Origin of the sequence: Amycolatopsis eburnea (assembly GCF_003937945.1) — a bacterium.
In the GTDB taxonomy this organism is placed as follows: Bacteria; Actinomycetota; Actinomycetes; order Mycobacteriales; family Pseudonocardiaceae; genus Amycolatopsis; species Amycolatopsis eburnea.
Genome location: NZ_RSEC01000059.1, coordinates 272,812 through 286,884 on the forward strand (window position 1 = coordinate 272,812; position 14,073 = coordinate 286,884).

At 72.0% G+C, this 14,073-nt stretch carries 16 protein-coding genes; 9 read left to right on the top strand and 7 right to left on the bottom strand.

What is annotated here, in order from left to right; all coding sequences use genetic code 11:
* Positions 1-10: 10 nt before the first annotated feature.
* On the top strand, positions 11-985 hold the full coding sequence (locus EIY87_RS33365) for an Acg family FMN-binding oxidoreductase (protein ID WP_125313889.1): 975 nt from the start codon (positions 11-13) through the stop codon (positions 983-985).
* Positions 986-988: 3 nt separating this feature from the next.
* Here the strand turns inward: EIY87_RS33365 and EIY87_RS33370 are convergent, their stop codons facing one another.
* Positions 989-1,387 carry a CBS domain-containing protein gene (locus EIY87_RS33370; protein WP_125313890.1) on the bottom strand — a complete coding sequence of 133 codons (399 nt, stop codon included), beginning with the start codon at positions 1,385-1,387 and terminating at the stop codon, positions 989-991.
* Between the two features lie 185 nt (positions 1,388-1,572).
* Between EIY87_RS33370 and EIY87_RS33375 the strand changes: the two genes are divergently transcribed.
* Genes EIY87_RS33375 through EIY87_RS33385 form a run of 3 tightly spaced genes read left to right on the top strand, consistent with a single transcriptional unit; the run spans position 1,573 to position 3,406 of the window.
* On the top strand, positions 1,573-2,160 hold the full coding sequence (locus EIY87_RS33375) for an Rv1733c family protein (protein ID WP_125313891.1): 588 nt from the start codon (positions 1,573-1,575) through the stop codon (positions 2,158-2,160).
* A gap of 23 nt (positions 2,161-2,183) precedes the next feature.
* The gene (locus EIY87_RS33380) at positions 2,184-2,696 is read left to right on the top strand and encodes a universal stress protein (RefSeq protein ID WP_125313892.1); all 513 of its coding nucleotides are present in this window, start codon (positions 2,184-2,186) and stop codon (positions 2,694-2,696) included.
* Between the two features lie 41 nt (positions 2,697-2,737).
* Positions 2,738-3,406 carry a CBS domain-containing protein gene (locus EIY87_RS33385; RefSeq protein ID WP_225440185.1) on the top strand — a complete coding sequence of 223 codons (669 nt, stop codon included), beginning with the start codon at positions 2,738-2,740 and terminating at the stop codon, positions 3,404-3,406.
* Between the two features lie 79 nt (positions 3,407-3,485).
* Here EIY87_RS33385 and EIY87_RS33390 read toward each other — a convergent pair whose 3' ends face one another.
* Positions 3,486-4,523 (bottom strand): aldo/keto reductase, encoded by a 1,038-nt coding sequence (locus EIY87_RS33390; protein ID WP_125313894.1) that lies wholly within the window; start codon positions 4,521-4,523, stop codon positions 3,486-3,488.
* Positions 4,524-4,639: 116 nt separating this feature from the next.
* On the opposite strand from EIY87_RS33390, the gene EIY87_RS33395 reads away from it, so the two are divergent.
* Complete coding sequence (locus tag EIY87_RS33395; protein WP_125313895.1) at positions 4,640-5,212, top strand: TetR/AcrR family transcriptional regulator; 573 nt, start codon at positions 4,640-4,642, stop codon at positions 5,210-5,212.
* 102 nt (positions 5,213-5,314) lie between these two features.
* Here the strand turns inward: EIY87_RS33395 and EIY87_RS33400 are convergent, their stop codons facing one another.
* Together EIY87_RS33400 and EIY87_RS33405 are read right to left on the bottom strand one after the other, a co-directional pair.
* Complete coding sequence (locus EIY87_RS33400; RefSeq protein ID WP_125313896.1) at positions 5,315-6,352, bottom strand: zinc-dependent alcohol dehydrogenase family protein; 1,038 nt, start codon at positions 6,350-6,352, stop codon at positions 5,315-5,317.
* Positions 6,353-6,416: 64 nt separating this feature from the next.
* Entirely contained in the window at positions 6,417-7,013 is a 597-nt protein-coding gene (locus EIY87_RS33405; protein ID WP_125313897.1) for a DoxX family membrane protein, read from the bottom strand.
* Between the two features lie 501 nt (positions 7,014-7,514).
* Between EIY87_RS33405 and EIY87_RS33410 the strand changes: the two genes are divergently transcribed.
* The 4 genes from EIY87_RS33410 (at position 7,515) to EIY87_RS33425 (ending at position 11,619) form a co-directional block, all read left to right on the top strand.
* Positions 7,515-8,150, top strand: coding sequence for a GntR family transcriptional regulator (locus EIY87_RS33410; protein WP_125313898.1), 636 nt, complete (start codon positions 7,515-7,517; stop codon positions 8,148-8,150).
* A gap of 132 nt (positions 8,151-8,282) precedes the next feature.
* Complete coding sequence (locus tag EIY87_RS33415; RefSeq protein WP_225440186.1) at positions 8,283-9,683, top strand: MFS transporter; 1,401 nt, start codon at positions 8,283-8,285, stop codon at positions 9,681-9,683.
* A gap of 20 nt (positions 9,684-9,703) precedes the next feature.
* On the top strand, positions 9,704-10,603 hold the full coding sequence (locus EIY87_RS33420; RefSeq protein ID WP_158641401.1) for an ABC transporter substrate-binding protein: 900 nt from the start codon (positions 9,704-9,706) through the stop codon (positions 10,601-10,603).
* Positions 10,600-11,619: an ornithine cyclodeaminase family protein gene (locus EIY87_RS33425; RefSeq protein WP_125313900.1), complete on the top strand. Its 1,020-nt coding sequence runs from the start codon at positions 10,600-10,602 to the stop codon at positions 11,617-11,619. The genes EIY87_RS33420 and EIY87_RS33425 overlap by 4 nt, the downstream gene beginning before the upstream one ends.
* Before the next feature lie 416 nt (positions 11,620-12,035).
* On the opposite strand, the gene EIY87_RS49410 is transcribed toward EIY87_RS33425, so the two are convergent.
* The 3 genes from EIY87_RS49410 to EIY87_RS33435 form a co-directional block, all read right to left on the bottom strand.
* Positions 12,036-12,344 (bottom strand): AMIN-like domain-containing (lipo)protein, encoded by a 309-nt coding sequence (locus EIY87_RS49410; RefSeq protein ID WP_449657968.1) that lies wholly within the window; start codon positions 12,342-12,344, stop codon positions 12,036-12,038.
* Positions 12,345-12,581: 237 nt separating this feature from the next.
* Positions 12,582-12,821: an SHOCT domain-containing protein gene (locus EIY87_RS33430; protein WP_191984366.1), complete on the bottom strand. Its 240-nt coding sequence runs from the start codon at positions 12,819-12,821 to the stop codon at positions 12,582-12,584.
* A gap of 13 nt (positions 12,822-12,834) precedes the next feature.
* Positions 12,835-13,845: an Acg family FMN-binding oxidoreductase gene (locus EIY87_RS33435; RefSeq protein WP_125314303.1), complete on the bottom strand. Its 1,011-nt coding sequence runs from the start codon at positions 13,843-13,845 to the stop codon at positions 12,835-12,837.
* Between the last annotated feature and the right edge of the window lie 228 nt (positions 13,846-14,073).

Consider the following 14,073-nt stretch of genomic DNA (forward strand, 5'->3'; position numbering starts at 1 on the left):
GAGCCCGACGATGAGCCGACCACTGCCCAGCGTGTTCGACCAGGCCCTCGCCTCGGCCGTGCGCGCGCCGTCGCCGCACAACACCCAGCCCTGGCGGTTCGTCGTCGAGCACGAGGTCGTCGAAGTCTGGCTCGACCGGGAGCGCGTCCTCGGGGTCGCGGATCCGTACGGCCGGGAGGCGCGGCTCGCCTGCGGGGCGGCCGCCTTCAACCTGCAGATCAGCCTGCGGGCCAACGGGCTCGCCACGGTCGTGCGGCTGCTGCCCGACCCGGCCGAGCCCGACCTCGTCGCGGTGATCCGGCTCGACGGCAACGAGAAGGCCACCGCGGCCGAACGCAAGCTCGCCGAGGCCGTGTTCCGCCGGCACACGAACCGGCGCCCGCTACTGGACAAGGAAGTGCCACCGCTCGCGCGGGCCGCGCTCAAGTCGGCGGCCCTGCACGAAGGCGGGCAGATCGAGTACCTCGACGCGTCCGGCCGGTACACCCCGGTCGCCTCCTTGGTGCGCCAGGCCGAAGCGCTGCAGGCGGACGACGACCAGTTCCGCGCCGAAGCCGCGTTCTGGACCCACCGCGAGCCCGAAAGCCCCGACGGCGTGCCGAAGTCCGCCTCCGGCCCGCCGCCGTACGGTCCGGGGATCGTGTCGCTGCGCGCGTCGCACGAAAACCACGACCTGCCCGCGCGCGAGTACGAACAGGAACCCCTGCTCGGTGCCGTGCTCACCCGCGACCGCGGCCCGCACGCGGAAGTGCGCGCCGGGATGGCCATGCAGCGGGTCCTGCTCACCGCGACCGCGGAAGGCCTCGCGACGTCGTTCCTGTCCCAGCCGTTCGAGACGACCCGGACCCGGGAATCGCTCGATCGCCTCTTCGCCGGGGCGGGACAGCCGCACACGCTGCTGCGCATCGGTTACGGCTACCCGACCCGGCTGACCGGCCGCCGTCCGGTGCACGAGGTGCTGACCCACCGGACCACGGCCGGGTGACGCTCACCGGTGGGCCGAGGCACGCAGGACGTCCTGAAAGGTGATCATCCCGACGACGTGCCCGCCTTCGACGACCGGCGCCGAACGCACCCCGGCGTCGGCCATCCGCCGCGCCAGCTCAGCCACGTCGGCGTCCGCCGGCACCGCCAGGCCGCTCGTGCGCATGACCGAGCCCGCCGTGCGCGGGCCGCCGTCGAGCAGCACGCCGGTGTCCGGGTCGCCCGCCGGGGCCGGCACCCGCAGGATGTCCACTTCGGACAGCAGGCCGAGCAGCCGCCCGCCCGCGTCGACCACCGGCATCGCGGTGAACCCGTGCGAGGTCATCACCTTCGCGGCTTCTTCGAGCGTCGCGGCCGGCGTCAGCGCGAAGGTCGGGGTGGTCATGATGTCGCGTGCGCGCATGGTTCGTGCTCCGTTCCTCCGGGTGCTCCGACCATCCCGCCGGTTCCGCGGACGGCACAGGGTCCTAAGTCCCCGGCGTGGCCGCCGACGGACTCCGGTCCGGGGTCCAATGCCTCTTCGGCGGACCCGGACGGCCGGTGATCCTGGAAGCGCAACGGGAACACCGAAGGGAAGGGACGCCCACCATGAACCGGATCGCGCGGATGTGGCGCACGCTGGTCCCGTCCCGGGGTTCGGTGGCGCGCCCCTCGGACCGCCTCCAGGGTGGCCTGCTCGCCCTCGTGGTGCTGCTCGCCCTCATCGCCTTGCCGGTCGCCGCGAGCGTCGGCTCCGAGACCTTCGTGCGCCAGCAGGCGCAATCGGCCCAGGAGCTGGGGGAGCGCACCCAGGTGACCGCGACGCTGCTCGCCGACGGCCCCGAACTGGCGGTCAGCCCGCGCTCCGGCGTCGCCCGCAACGGCCGGCCGACCGATGCCACCTGGGTACTGCCGGACGGGACTCGCCGCGTCGGCCGGGTCGTCGCCGACGAGGGCATGCTCAAGGGCTACACGCTCGCCATCTGGGTGGATCGCGACGGCAACCCGGCGGACCCGCCGCTCAGCGGCGCGGCCGTGGTGATCGACGCCGTCGCCGTCGGGCTGGGCCTGTGGCTCGCGGCGCTGATCGTGCTGGCCGCCGCCTACCGGCTTTCGGTGTTCTCGCTCGACCGCTTCCGCTACGCCCGCTGGCAGCAGGAGTGGTTCGCCGACCAGGACCGCAAGACCCGTTCTTGATACGAGAAGAAGGTGAAACCCCCATGACCACGGCAAACCAGGGCGACATCGTCGTCGGCGTGGATCACTCGGCGATCAGCGCGGCCGCACTGCGCTGGGCGGTGTCCGAAGCGGCGGTGAGCGGCCGGCAGGTCGTCGCGCTGCGCGCGTGGACGTTCGAGCCGATCTACGACCTCGGCGCGGCGGTCGCCGGGACACCGCAGACGGTCGCCGACCGCGAACGGCAGCAGCTGGAGGAGGTCGTCGGCGAGGTGCGCGCCGAGCACCCGGACGTCGCCGTTCGGGCCGAGCTGGTCGAACACTCGCCGGCGGTGGCACTGGAAGAGGCGTCGAAAACCGCGTCGATGCTCGTCCTCGGCAGCCACGGCCACAACCGGTTGCTGAAGCTGCTGGTCGGCTCGGTCGCCGAGCACTGCCTGCGCGAAGCGAGCTGCCCCGTCGTGGTGATCCCGGCGCGGACGGTCCCGCAGCCGGAGAAGGACGCGGCGCCGGAGCCGGAGCCCGCGGTCGGGTACTACCCCGGGCCGCTGCTGTGAAGGAGGTCAGGATGCCCAGCCGTCGCAAGGTGGGCTCGGTCATGACGACCGAAGTCACCACCGTGGGCCCGGACACGCCGTTCAAGGCTGTGGCGCTCCTGCTGGCCAGCTGGAACATCAGCGGCGCGCCGGTGGTCGACGAGGACGGCAAGGTGCTCGGCGTCGTCTCCCAGGGCGACCTGCTCGAGCGCGAAGCGCCGCACGGCCTGCTCAAGCCCGGTTCCCGGCAGGCGAAGCGCAAGGCCGGCGCGGCGTTCGTCGCGGACCTGATGACGGCCCCGGCGGTCGTCGTCCGCGCCGGCGACGACGTCGCGGTGGCCGCGAAGCTCCTCGAGGAGCACCACTTCCACCGCCTGCCGGTGGTGGACGACGAGGGCAAGCTCGTCGGCGTGGTCTCCCGCTCGGACCTGCTGCGGGTGTTCCTGCGCACGGACCGCGAGATCCGGGACGAGGTCCGGGAGGAGGTGCTGCTGCGGGACATGGCCCTGGACCCGGCTTCGTTGTACATCGCCGTGCACAACGGCATCGTGACCCTCAACGGCGCGGTCGAGCGGGAGAGCATGATCCCGGTCATCGTCGCGCTGGTCCGCCGGGTCGACGGGGTCGTCGAGGTGCGCCAGACCCTGAAGTCGCACTTCGACGACCGGGGCGTGGCACCGACCCCGCCTGGGCCGAGCGGGATGCTGAGCCGGAAGCGTCCGGTGTTCTGAGCCCGGGACGTGAAGCGCTGCCCGGTTACGGGTTCCGGCGGCTGCTTCGACGGCGAACCGCCGACGACCACCAACGCGGTTACGCGATACTCGGCGTGGCCGCGGCGCGCTCGGCGAGCGGGCGGCGGCGCAGGCCCGGGTCGTGCACGGCCGGCGGCTGGTAGTTCTGGTCCAGCGCGCCGATGTTGGTGCCGGGCGGCACGATTTCGTCGATGCGGTCGAGGACGTCGTCGGTGAGCCGGACGTCGACGCCGGCCAGCAGGTCGTCGAGCTGGGGCATGGTCCGGGGACCCAGCAGTGCGCTCGTGACGCCGGGGTGGGCGATGACGAAGGCCATCGCGAGGTGGGTCAGCGGCAGGCCGGCTTCGGCGGCCAGTGGAACGAGTCGCTCGACGACGTCGAGCCGGCGCTCGTCGCTGAGGTGCTTGAGCAGGTGGGCGCGGCGCAGGTCGTTCCGCTCGCCCTTGCGGACGCGCCCGGTGAGCAGGCCCTGGCCGAGCGGGCCCCAGATCAGCGTGCCCATGCCGAAGCGCTGGGCCAGCGGCAGTACTTCGCGTTCGACGCCGCGGTTGAGGAGGGAGTAGGCCGCCTGCTCGGTGCGGAACCGCGCCAGGCCGCGGCGTTCGGCGACCCACTGGGCCTCGACGATGTCGGACGCGAGGCTCTGGGACGTGCCGAGCGCGCGGATCTTGCCGGCGCGGAGCAGGTCGGTCAGTGCCGAAAGCGTTTCCTCGATGTCCGTCGTGGGATCGGTGCGGTGGAGCTGGTAGAGGTCGATGTGGTCGACCCGCAGGCGCCGCAACGAGTTCTCGACGGCGGCGACGATCCAGCGCCGGGACGCGCCTTGGTGGTGCGGGTCGTCGCCGACCTGGCGGCCGAACTTGGTGGCGAGCACGATGTCGTCGCGGCGGCCCCGCAACGCTTTGCCGACGACCTCTTCGGAGTCGCCGTAGGCGTCGGCGGTGTCGATGAAGTTGATCCCCGCGTCCAGTGCCTTGTGGATCATGCGGGCGGAGTCGTCCGGGTCGGGATTGCCGAAGGACGTCGCGAACATCATCGCGCCGAGCGCGTACGGGCTGACCTTGATCCCGGTCCGCCCGAGGGTGCGGTACTGCATGGGTTCTCTCCCGCTGAGGTGCCGGCCGGCGCGGATGCCGTACGCTGGCCGTAAGTGGAAACCTATTCCGGAACTATACGGAAAGCCTTTCCGCTTATGCAACCGAGAGGAGCGACGTGACCCAGGAGACCCGACGGCGGCGCGCCGACGCCCAGCGCAACGTCGAGGCCCTGATCGAGGCGGCGCGGACGGTCTTCGACACCTCCGGCGTGGACGCCCCGGCCAAGGAGATCACCGACCTCGCCGGAGTCGGCGTCGGCACGCTGTACCGGCACTTCCCCCAGCGCGCGGACCTGGTCAAGGCGGTGGTGCGGACCGGGATCGACACCGTCGCCGACGCCGGCCCCGAGCTGAGCGCCGGCCACCCACCGGCGCGGGCGCTTGCGCTCTGGATCGACCGGTTCGTCGAACTCCTCGAGACCAAACGCGGGCTCGCCTCGGCCCTGCACTCGGGCGATCCGGCGTTCGAAGGGCTGCCCGGCTACTTCATGGAGCGGCTGGCTCCCACGCTGACCGCACTGCTCGATGCGGCGGCCGCCGACGGCGCGATCCGCGGCGGTGTCCTCGGCGCGGAGGACCTCCTGTACGCGATCGCGTTGCTGTGCCGGCCCGTACCCGGCCGCGAGCCGGGGCACGGCAGGCAGCTGGTCGCCGTCCTCGTCGACGGCCTCCGCTACGGCGCCGGCTGAAGGGCGGCGGCGCGACGCTCCCGCACTTTCCGGCAGCTCGACGGTCGCCTCCCACGGGCGCCGTTCCCGGTCTCGGTCGTGGGCGACCGAGACCGGGCGGGTTCAGCTGCGGAACAGCGCGACCTTCAGCGCGTCGCTGTCCTGCGGGTGGGCGAAGACGTCGTAGGCCTCGTCCATCTCGTCGAGCCCGAACCGGTGGGTGACGAAGCGGCTCGTGTCCAACCTGCCCGCCGCGAGCATGCGCAGCAGCATCGGCGTGCTGGACGTGTCGACCAGCCCGGTCGTGATCGTGAGGTTCTTGATCCACAGCTCCTCGAGGTGCAACGTCGCCGGTGCGCCGTGCACGCCGACGTTCGCGACGTGCCCGCCCGGGCGGACGAGCTTCGCGCACAGCTCGAACGTCTCCGGGACGCCGACCGCCTCGATCGCGACGTCCGCGCCGAGCCCGCCGCTCGCCTGCGCCACCGCGGCCACCGCGTCGTCCGGCCGCACCATCAGGTCGGCGCCGAACGACTTCGCCGCGTCGAGGCGGGCCGGTTCCCTGTCCACCACGATGATCGTGCTCGGCGCGAACAGCTGGGCGTTGGTGATCGCGGCCAGCCCGATCGGCCCGGCCCCGACGATCACCACCGTGTCGCCCGGCTTGACGCTGCCGTTGCGGACGCCGACTTCGTACGAGGTCGGGACGATGTCAGCCAGCATCAGCGCCGACTCGTCGCTCACCCCGGACGGCAGCACGTACGTCGACGTGTCGGCGAACGGGACGCGCGCGTACTCCGCCTGGACGCCGTCGGTCGTGTGCCCGAGGATCCAGCCCCCGCCGCCGAGGCACTGGCCGTAGGCCGCCTTCCGGCAGTATTCGCAGCGGCCACAGGCGGAGATGCAGGAGACCAGGACCTTGTCGCCGGACTTGACCGCGGTGACGGCGGACCCGGTCTCGACGATCGTGCCGACCGCTTCGTGGCCGAGGATCCGGCCGCGCTCGACCTCGGGCACGTCGCCCTTGAGGATGTGCAGGTCGGTGCCGCAGATGGTGACCGCGTCGACCCGCACGATGGCGTCGGTCGGCGCGGCGATTCCCGGTTCGGCGTGGTCGGTCCAGCTGCGCCGGCCCGGTCCGTCGTACACGAGTGCCTTCATCGTTCTTCCTTCCGGCCAGGGGAAAGGGCGCCCGCCGACGGCGGGCGCCCTGGGGCGGTGGGGTTCAGCGCAGCCACTTGCGGTCGCCGACGAGGTCGGCCCAGCGACGGCCGAGCCCCCACGTGTTCCCGGCCGCCGCGGCGGCCAGCGCGATCAGGACGAGCGCGTAGACGATGTGGTAGTCGACGATCGGGTTGGTCGAGTGCGTTGCCTCGCCGGTGCTCATGGTCTGCGCGAGCGGCCATTCGGCGGCCCACATCATGAGCATCATCAGCGCGCCGGCGGCCGCGCTCAGCCGCAGCCCGACACCGGCGATGACGGCGACGCCGATGGCGCCCAGGCCGAGCATGAAGAGCCAGTCGGCCCACCACGTGCCGGCCCAGGAGTGGAACATCGACTCGAACGGGCCGGCGTGGACGCCGCTCAGGAAGCCCTTGGTGGGCGAGCCGCCGTTGATCCAGGCACCCTTCGACGGGGTCGCGTAACCCCAGCCGAACAGCTTGTCGAGGAACGCCCACAGGAAGACGAACCCCGTGGCGATGCGCAGGACGGCCAGGGACTTGCCGGCGATGGTGGGTCCGGCGGCGAAGCCGGGGATCGGCGGCGGTTCGGTGGCCCGGTGAACCGGGGTGGTCTTCTTCTCATCCGGTCGGATGGACATGGGGAAACCTCCGTTCCTTCGGTGCTGCGATCAGTTTCTTCCGGTGTCGCCAGGGCTTCCGGAGTCGAAAGTCCCCGGCCGGGAGGCCCTTGGGCGCCGGTTGACGAGGACCGCCGCGAAGGACCGAAGTCCTCGCGGAGCGGGGCAGAAGCCGGTTGGCTTCCGGGCGGCGAAAGGGGAATCGGATGAGCCGCACGGAACTGGTGGTCGGCGTCGACGGCTCGGCCTTCGCTTGGTGGACGCGCTCCCGGAACTGCCCGCGCCCTAGCCCAGGGCCGATCCGACGTACGAGCAGCTGCTGGAGGCGGCCGGCGCACAAGGACGGGCCACGGTGACGGGCCGCGGTCTCGTCCGGCTAGCAGTTGTGTCTCGCGACCGGCCGTTCGCCTGGAGCTGAATGTGAGCGCGTGTTCACGGTCGGACGCAGCCGAAGAGGCTCGGGGCCTGGTGTGGTCGTGCTGCTCGGCCGCGCGCACTCGGCACTTGCCATATCCTCGCTTCGTGGTTGCCAAGTCGAACTCGGTCGTGACGGAGCTGCGTGCGGAGATCATCGCCGGCACGATCCCGGCCGGGACACGCCTGAAGGAAGAGGCCATCGCCAGCCGCTTCGGGGTCTCCCGGGTGCCCATCCGCGAAGCCCTGCTGCAACTGGAGAGCGAAGGCTTCGTCACCACTGAGAAGTACAAGGGCGCGACCGTCTCCGCCCGCTCGCAGCACGACGTCGTCGAGCTGATGCAGATCCGGCGCGGGCTGGAGGTCCTCGCCGCCTCGCTCGCTGCCGAGGCCCGCGGGGGCGACCAGGCCGACGCGCTGCGGGCGGTCGTCGCGCGCGGACGCCAGGCCGGCGAAGACGGCGCCGTGGCAGACCTGCCGCCGTTGATCATGGAGTTCCACGAGGTGGTTGCGCGCGCGTCGGGCAACGCCGAGCTCGCCCGCATGCTCGAGGAGCTGCTGCGCCGGATCTCGTGGGGCTTCGAGCTGGAGATCGAGGATCGCATCGACACCTCGTGGGCCGACCACGCCGCGATCGCCACCGCGATCCTGGGCGGTTCTCCGGTGCAGGCGGGCTACCTGATGGGCGAGCACATCCTCAAGGACGAGCTGATCTACCGCCGTCAGGTCTCCACACCATCCTGATTCGTATACAAAAGATCGACATCACCGAGGCTGTTCACGTGTTCGGCACGCGTGGTAACGTCGAGGCAACACATCTCGTATACAAAACAGGGGTTCGTTGCTTGGCCGCCTCTCCCGATGGGAGCCCAGTCCATGACCTCGACCCGCACCCCGGAGCGCACTGCCTCCGGCACCCTCGCCCTCCACCTCGACCGCATCGGCTTCACCCGTGCCCAGTTCTGGGTGCTCATGCTCATCCTCGCCGGGATGTTCTTCGACACGCTCGAACAGAACTCCGTCGGCGCGATGGGCGCGAACCTCAAGGCCGCGTTGGGGATCACCGACACCCAGCTGACCGCGATCAACACCGCCACCGTGATCGGCGGGCTCGTCGGCAGACTCGCCGGCGGGTGGCTCGCCGACCGGTACGGCCGCCGCGCGGCGCTGTCGCTGAACCTGCTGCTCTACACCCTCGGCGGCCTGCTCAGCGCCCTCGCCGTGAACTACGACATGATGCTGGTCAGCCGCTTCGTCGTCGGCATCGGGCTGGGCGGCGAGTTCACCATCGGCATCGCGATGCTCGCCGAGATGGTCGCCACCCGCCACCGCGGCGCGCTCGTCGCGACGCTCAACATCGGCTCCGGCGGCGTCGGCAACTTCCTCTCCTACGGGCTGTTCTTCCTGCTCCTCGGCCCGCTCGCGCCGGCACTCGGCGGCGACCACCTCGTGTGGCGCTGGACGTTCCTGTTCCTCGCGCTCCCGGCGCTGCTGGTCATCCTCTACCGGCGCCGCCTGCCGGAAACCCCGCGCTTCCTGCTGTCCCAGGGCCGCGTCGAGGACGCCAACCGGTCGCTGGCCATCCTGGCGTCGGGTTCCCTCAAGCCGACGACGGCGACCGGCGGGCCGCTGACGGCGGCGGACATCCCCGCACGTCAGCTCAAGTCCTCCCCGGCGGCCGTGTTCGCCCGCGCCGTCCTGCCCCGCACGCTCTCGATCGGGGCCGCGTCCTGGATGGCCTTCGGCGCGCAGGTCACGCTCAACTTCCTGATGCCGACCCTGCTCGTGGAGCGCGGTTACTCCATTTCGGACAGCCTGCTGTTCACCATGATCATGAACGTCGGCTCGCTGCTCGGCGCCTGCGCCGCGGCGTGGCTGGCCGGCCGGGTCGGCCGGCGTGGCGTGGTGGGCGGCGCGGGCGCGCTCGGCTGTGTCACCGCGGCCGCGTTCGCCGCGTTCGGGGACTCGACGGCCCTGATCCTCGTGCTCGGCGCGCTCTTCCAGTTCTTCACGATGATCACCAACACGACGCTGGCCGTCTGGTCGCCGGAGCTGTACCCGACGTCGATCCGCGCGACCGGCACCTCGATCGTCAACGGCATCGGCAACATCGCCGGGGCGGTCATGCCGTTCCTCGCCGTCGCCCTCTTCGCCGCGTTCGGCCTCGCCGGGGTGTTCGGCATGGCCGCGGCCATGTACGCCCTGCTCGTGTTGGCCTCGCGGTTCGCTCCCGAGACCCGCGCCCGGACGCTGGAACAGATCAACGAAGACGCCTGACCACGAAACGGAGAAACCCCTTGGAAACCCTGCGCATCTCGGCGACCGCCAACGGTCTCAACTACCTGCCCGAGTACCTCGCCGGCACGACCGGCCTCTTCGCCGACGCGGGCCTGTCGGTGACCGCCCGCGCCCGCGACCCGTGGACCGGCGTCCTGGACGACCTCGCCTCCGGCGACGCCGACCTCGCGCTCGGCGGGCTCTGGGTGCCCGGCATGTACGCCGGCAGCGCCCGCGCGCTGACCGTGGTCTGCCAGCTCAACCACCAAGCGCCCAAAGCGATCGTGCACCGCGACGCCCCGGCCGGCTTCACCCTGGGTGACTTGGCCGGGAAGGTCGTCCTCGCCCCCGGCATCGGGGGCAGCGCACCCTACGCGGTCACCGCCGGGCTGATCCGGGAGGCGGGGGCCGACCCCGCCGACGTCACCTTCGTCCGGGATCTCTCGACGCCGATGCTGGTCGAGTTGTTCGGTGCCGGGCTGGGCGACGCGATCATCCTGGACCTCGTCTCGGCGCTCGAACTCGAAGCCACCGGCCAAGGCCGGATCGTGTTCCGCAACCTCGACGAGGGCGGGATCATGCCCAACAGCGTCTACTACTGCCGCACCGACCGCGTCGACGAGCTGCGCGACCGCTTCACCCGCTTCGTCGCCTGCATCGACACGGCGATGACGCGCCTACCCGCCACCGCGGCGTCGACGATCGACGGGATCCTCACCGCGCGCTGGCCGGGCAAGGACCTCGGGGTCCTGCGCGAGGCCACCCGGCAGATGACCGCGAGCGCGGTCTGGGAGACCGTCGCGATCGACCCCGCGGGCAGCGACCGGTGGATGCGGATGCTCGCCGAAAGCGCCATGCTCACGCGCATTCCCGCCTACGACGAACTGGCCGACGACAGCTTCATGAAGGCCTACCGGTGACCTTCGTGCTCCGCGACGACGCCCTGGCCGAACTCGTCGACCTCGGCGACCTGATCGACGCCGTCCGGACCGCGCACCTCGATCTGGCCCTCGGGCAGGCCGACCAGCCGGTCCCGGCGATCAGCCCCACGGCGGGCGCCACCATCGTGCTGCCGATGGTGGCGACCTCCCACCGCCTCGGGCTGACCGTCGTCAAGGTGCTGACCGACGCGCCCGGCAACACCGACGGCCCCACCCAGCAGTCCACCCTGATCGTGCTGGACTCCCGGACCGGCACCCGGCTGGCCGTCCTGAACGGCAGGACTTGCACCCGGATGCGGACTGCGGCCGCCAGCGCCGTCGCCACGGATGCCCTGTCCCGCAGCGACTCCCGGGTCCTCGGACTCGTCGGCGCCGGACCGCTCGCGGTCGAGCACGTCGCCGCCGTTCGCAGGGTCCGGCCGATCGACGAGGTCGTCGTCTGGTCCCGCTCGGCCGCTCGCGTCGCCGAGTTCCGCCGGGCGTTGCGGCACCGGGAGCACGCCGACGGCGTCCCGGCCCTCGACGTGACCCCTGCCCCGGAGCCACGTCTGGTCGTCGAAGTGGCCGACGTGCTTTGCACGCTGACACCGTCCCGCGTCCCCGTCGTCGAGGGCGCGTGGTTCCGGCCGGGGCTGCACGTCAACGCGGTCGGCGCACCACCCCGGCCCGACCATCGCGAGATCGACTCCGCCGGGATGGCCCGGGCGACGGTCTTCGTCGACAGCACCGGAATCCAGCTGCAGAAGTCGGGCGAGGCCCTCCTGTCCTTACAGGACGGCACGACCACTGAGGACGATTTCCGGCGCGAGCTGGGCGCGGCGCTCGCCGGTCTGGTGCCCGGCCGGACCGGAGCCGAGCAGATCACGCTGTTCAACTCGGTCGGCATCGCCCTGCAGGACCTCGCCTTCGCCGCGGTCGCCCTGCAAGCCAGGTCCGGTGAAACCCAGCCACGAGACTTGTCGCGGCCTGGACTTCGAAGCGTATCCACCCGATAGTGGCGCGGCGGTGCCGGGCTTCCCGCATCAACAGAGCGGCGAAGGTGTGCCGAGCCCGGACATCGACGAGGAATAGGTCGACGTGGATGCCGGGCAGTGGGGCACGGTCCGCTTCGACACCCCGTCCTACCTGCAGTTCGCCGAGGGCCAATCGCCGAGATGGGATGACGCGTCGGCACCGCAGCTCGGCAGACACCATCCCCTGGACCCCGCTGAGTTGGGCCTGGGTGCCGACCGCCCTCGTCTGCCAGCGCCCGGCACCGCAGACGCAGCGTCCGGGGGCACCATTCCTCGAACGCGCTGCGAATTCCACCCAGCAGTGACAGGCGGAACTCGCCACGACCCGGTCACCGACGCCGAAATCCGCCGAACCTCTCACCCGGCGTCATGGTCGCGTCGGCGCGCCCACGGGCGTCTCAGCCGTTCGTCGGCATCGGTGCGTGTGGACGGTACAGGCTCGGTGAACCGTGCTTGGCGCGCATGGCGTCAGTCTGGCAGCAGGCACGGAGACATGGGGTGAGTGGTCGTGACGGTGGATGTTGAACCGAGAGCTGTCGGTTCCGGCGAGGTGCCGCTGATGGCGCGGCGGAACGGCGATGGCCACGGCCACGGGCCACGTACCGGACGGCGAACCCGGCCGGCGCCGGGCCGTTGACGTCGAAGACCACCCGGTCGAAGCAGGTAGGCCGCCCGGCTCGCACGAGGTAGCGCGCGTCACGGCTCATCGGATCCGCGGCACCCGCGTCCGTGCGCCAGCCGGCGGCTACCCGGCACGCCGGTTTCGCCGAGGCGGCACCGGGACGCTCGGCGACGCGGGCGTGGTGGCCGGGGTCGTCGCGGGCGCCGGAGGACCGACGCCGGGTGCGACGTGCTCGCCGGCGGTGCCGCGGCCCGGTCGCTCCCGCACCCGGCGGCCGCGAGCCCGTACACCAGCGCGACGAGCACCACCCGCCCGCGCGGGGTCATCTCGTCCTCGTGAGGGCGTCCCGGCGGCGTTCGTACTCCTCCTGGTCGATCTCGCCGCGGGCGAACCGTTCGTCGAGGATCCGCCGGGCCGGGTCGGGCGGGGACGGCGGCTGCGGTCCCCGCCGGGCGAGGACGACGACGAGCGCGACGAGCGCGCCGAGGACCAGCACCATCAGCACGAGCGTGCCGATGCCGCCGGCCCAGCCCATCGTTCCGGGGTAGTGCCAATACGGCATGACGGCTCCTTTCCTAGCGGGCCTGGAAGCGTCCAGGCGGAGCTTCGAGCGGCTGCAGCACGTCCTCGAGGCCGCGGCGCGGGGTGGCGGGCAGCGGTTCGGCGTTGGCGGGGGCCCAGCCGATGCGCAGCACCATCTGGGGGAACGACCCGCCGGTGACGTGTTCGGTCACGGTGTCGCGGACGTCCGGCAGCTCCAGCGGCTCGGTCAGCGGGCACGACGACAGTCCGAACGCGTTCGCCGTCAGCAGCACGGCACTCGTCGCTTCGCCGGCTCGCAGCCGCGACATCCGGTCGTCGGAGGCGGTGCTCAGCACGAGCAGGACCGTCTCGTCGTCCTCGGCCTTGGCGTCGACCGGCTGGGCCAGGAGCGGGTCGGCGAAGGGCCGGGTCCGGAGCGCGCCCGGGGTGTCGTCCGGTGCCGGGGTGTTGCGGGCCGGGACGCCGTCGGGCGACAGGTGGCGGCCGCTCCACGCCGCCAGCTCGGTGCGGTACGCCGGATCGGCGGCGTGCCGGTCGGCGGCCTGCTCGATCGCCGTCGCCAGGTAGTAGCGCGTAGAGTTTTCGGCGGCCTGCAGCACGGTGCCTTCGAGCGCGGCCGCCCGGGACATCGCTTCGACGTGCCCGCGCGGGACCGCCCAGGAGCTGTGGCGGCGCCGGTCGGTCCGCCGGCGCGGGATGGCGGCGGCCATCGCGATCTCGTCCTGGGACGGGTTGTGCGGATGCAGCGTGATCGCCGCGAGGTGGTCGGGCTCGCCGGGGTTGGGCAGCCGGTGCACTTCCGCGGCCCAGCCGAGCGCGGCGAAGCCGACCCGGGCGTGGTGCAACGCGGCGCCACAGCTGAGGATCAGGTCGCGGCCGTCCGGGTCGGTCTCGGGCAATCGCCGGCCGGGGTCGGCGTAGAGGTGCAGGGAGCTGTGGCCGAGCCGCCAGTACCACGGCTGGGAGTTGTGCACCGACGGCGCGCGGGTCGCCATCGTGACCGCCGTCTTGACGGTGAAGTCGTCCGGGAATGCTCGGTCCATCATCGGCCTTCCTCGTTGTCAGGGCTGTCAGGGATGGCTTCCGGCTCGACCTTCGCACCGCGGCGCCCGCGGCCGGGAGGGCCGGAGTGCCTTCGCTCCGAGGACTTTCGGTGCTCGGGCACCAGGCAGGCCGCGGCCCGCGCGAGCGATTCCGCGGGGGTGCCGGTGGTCGGTCACTACGGCGAACCACACCCGGCCAGTCCTCGATCCGCGCGGCGATCACCGGGA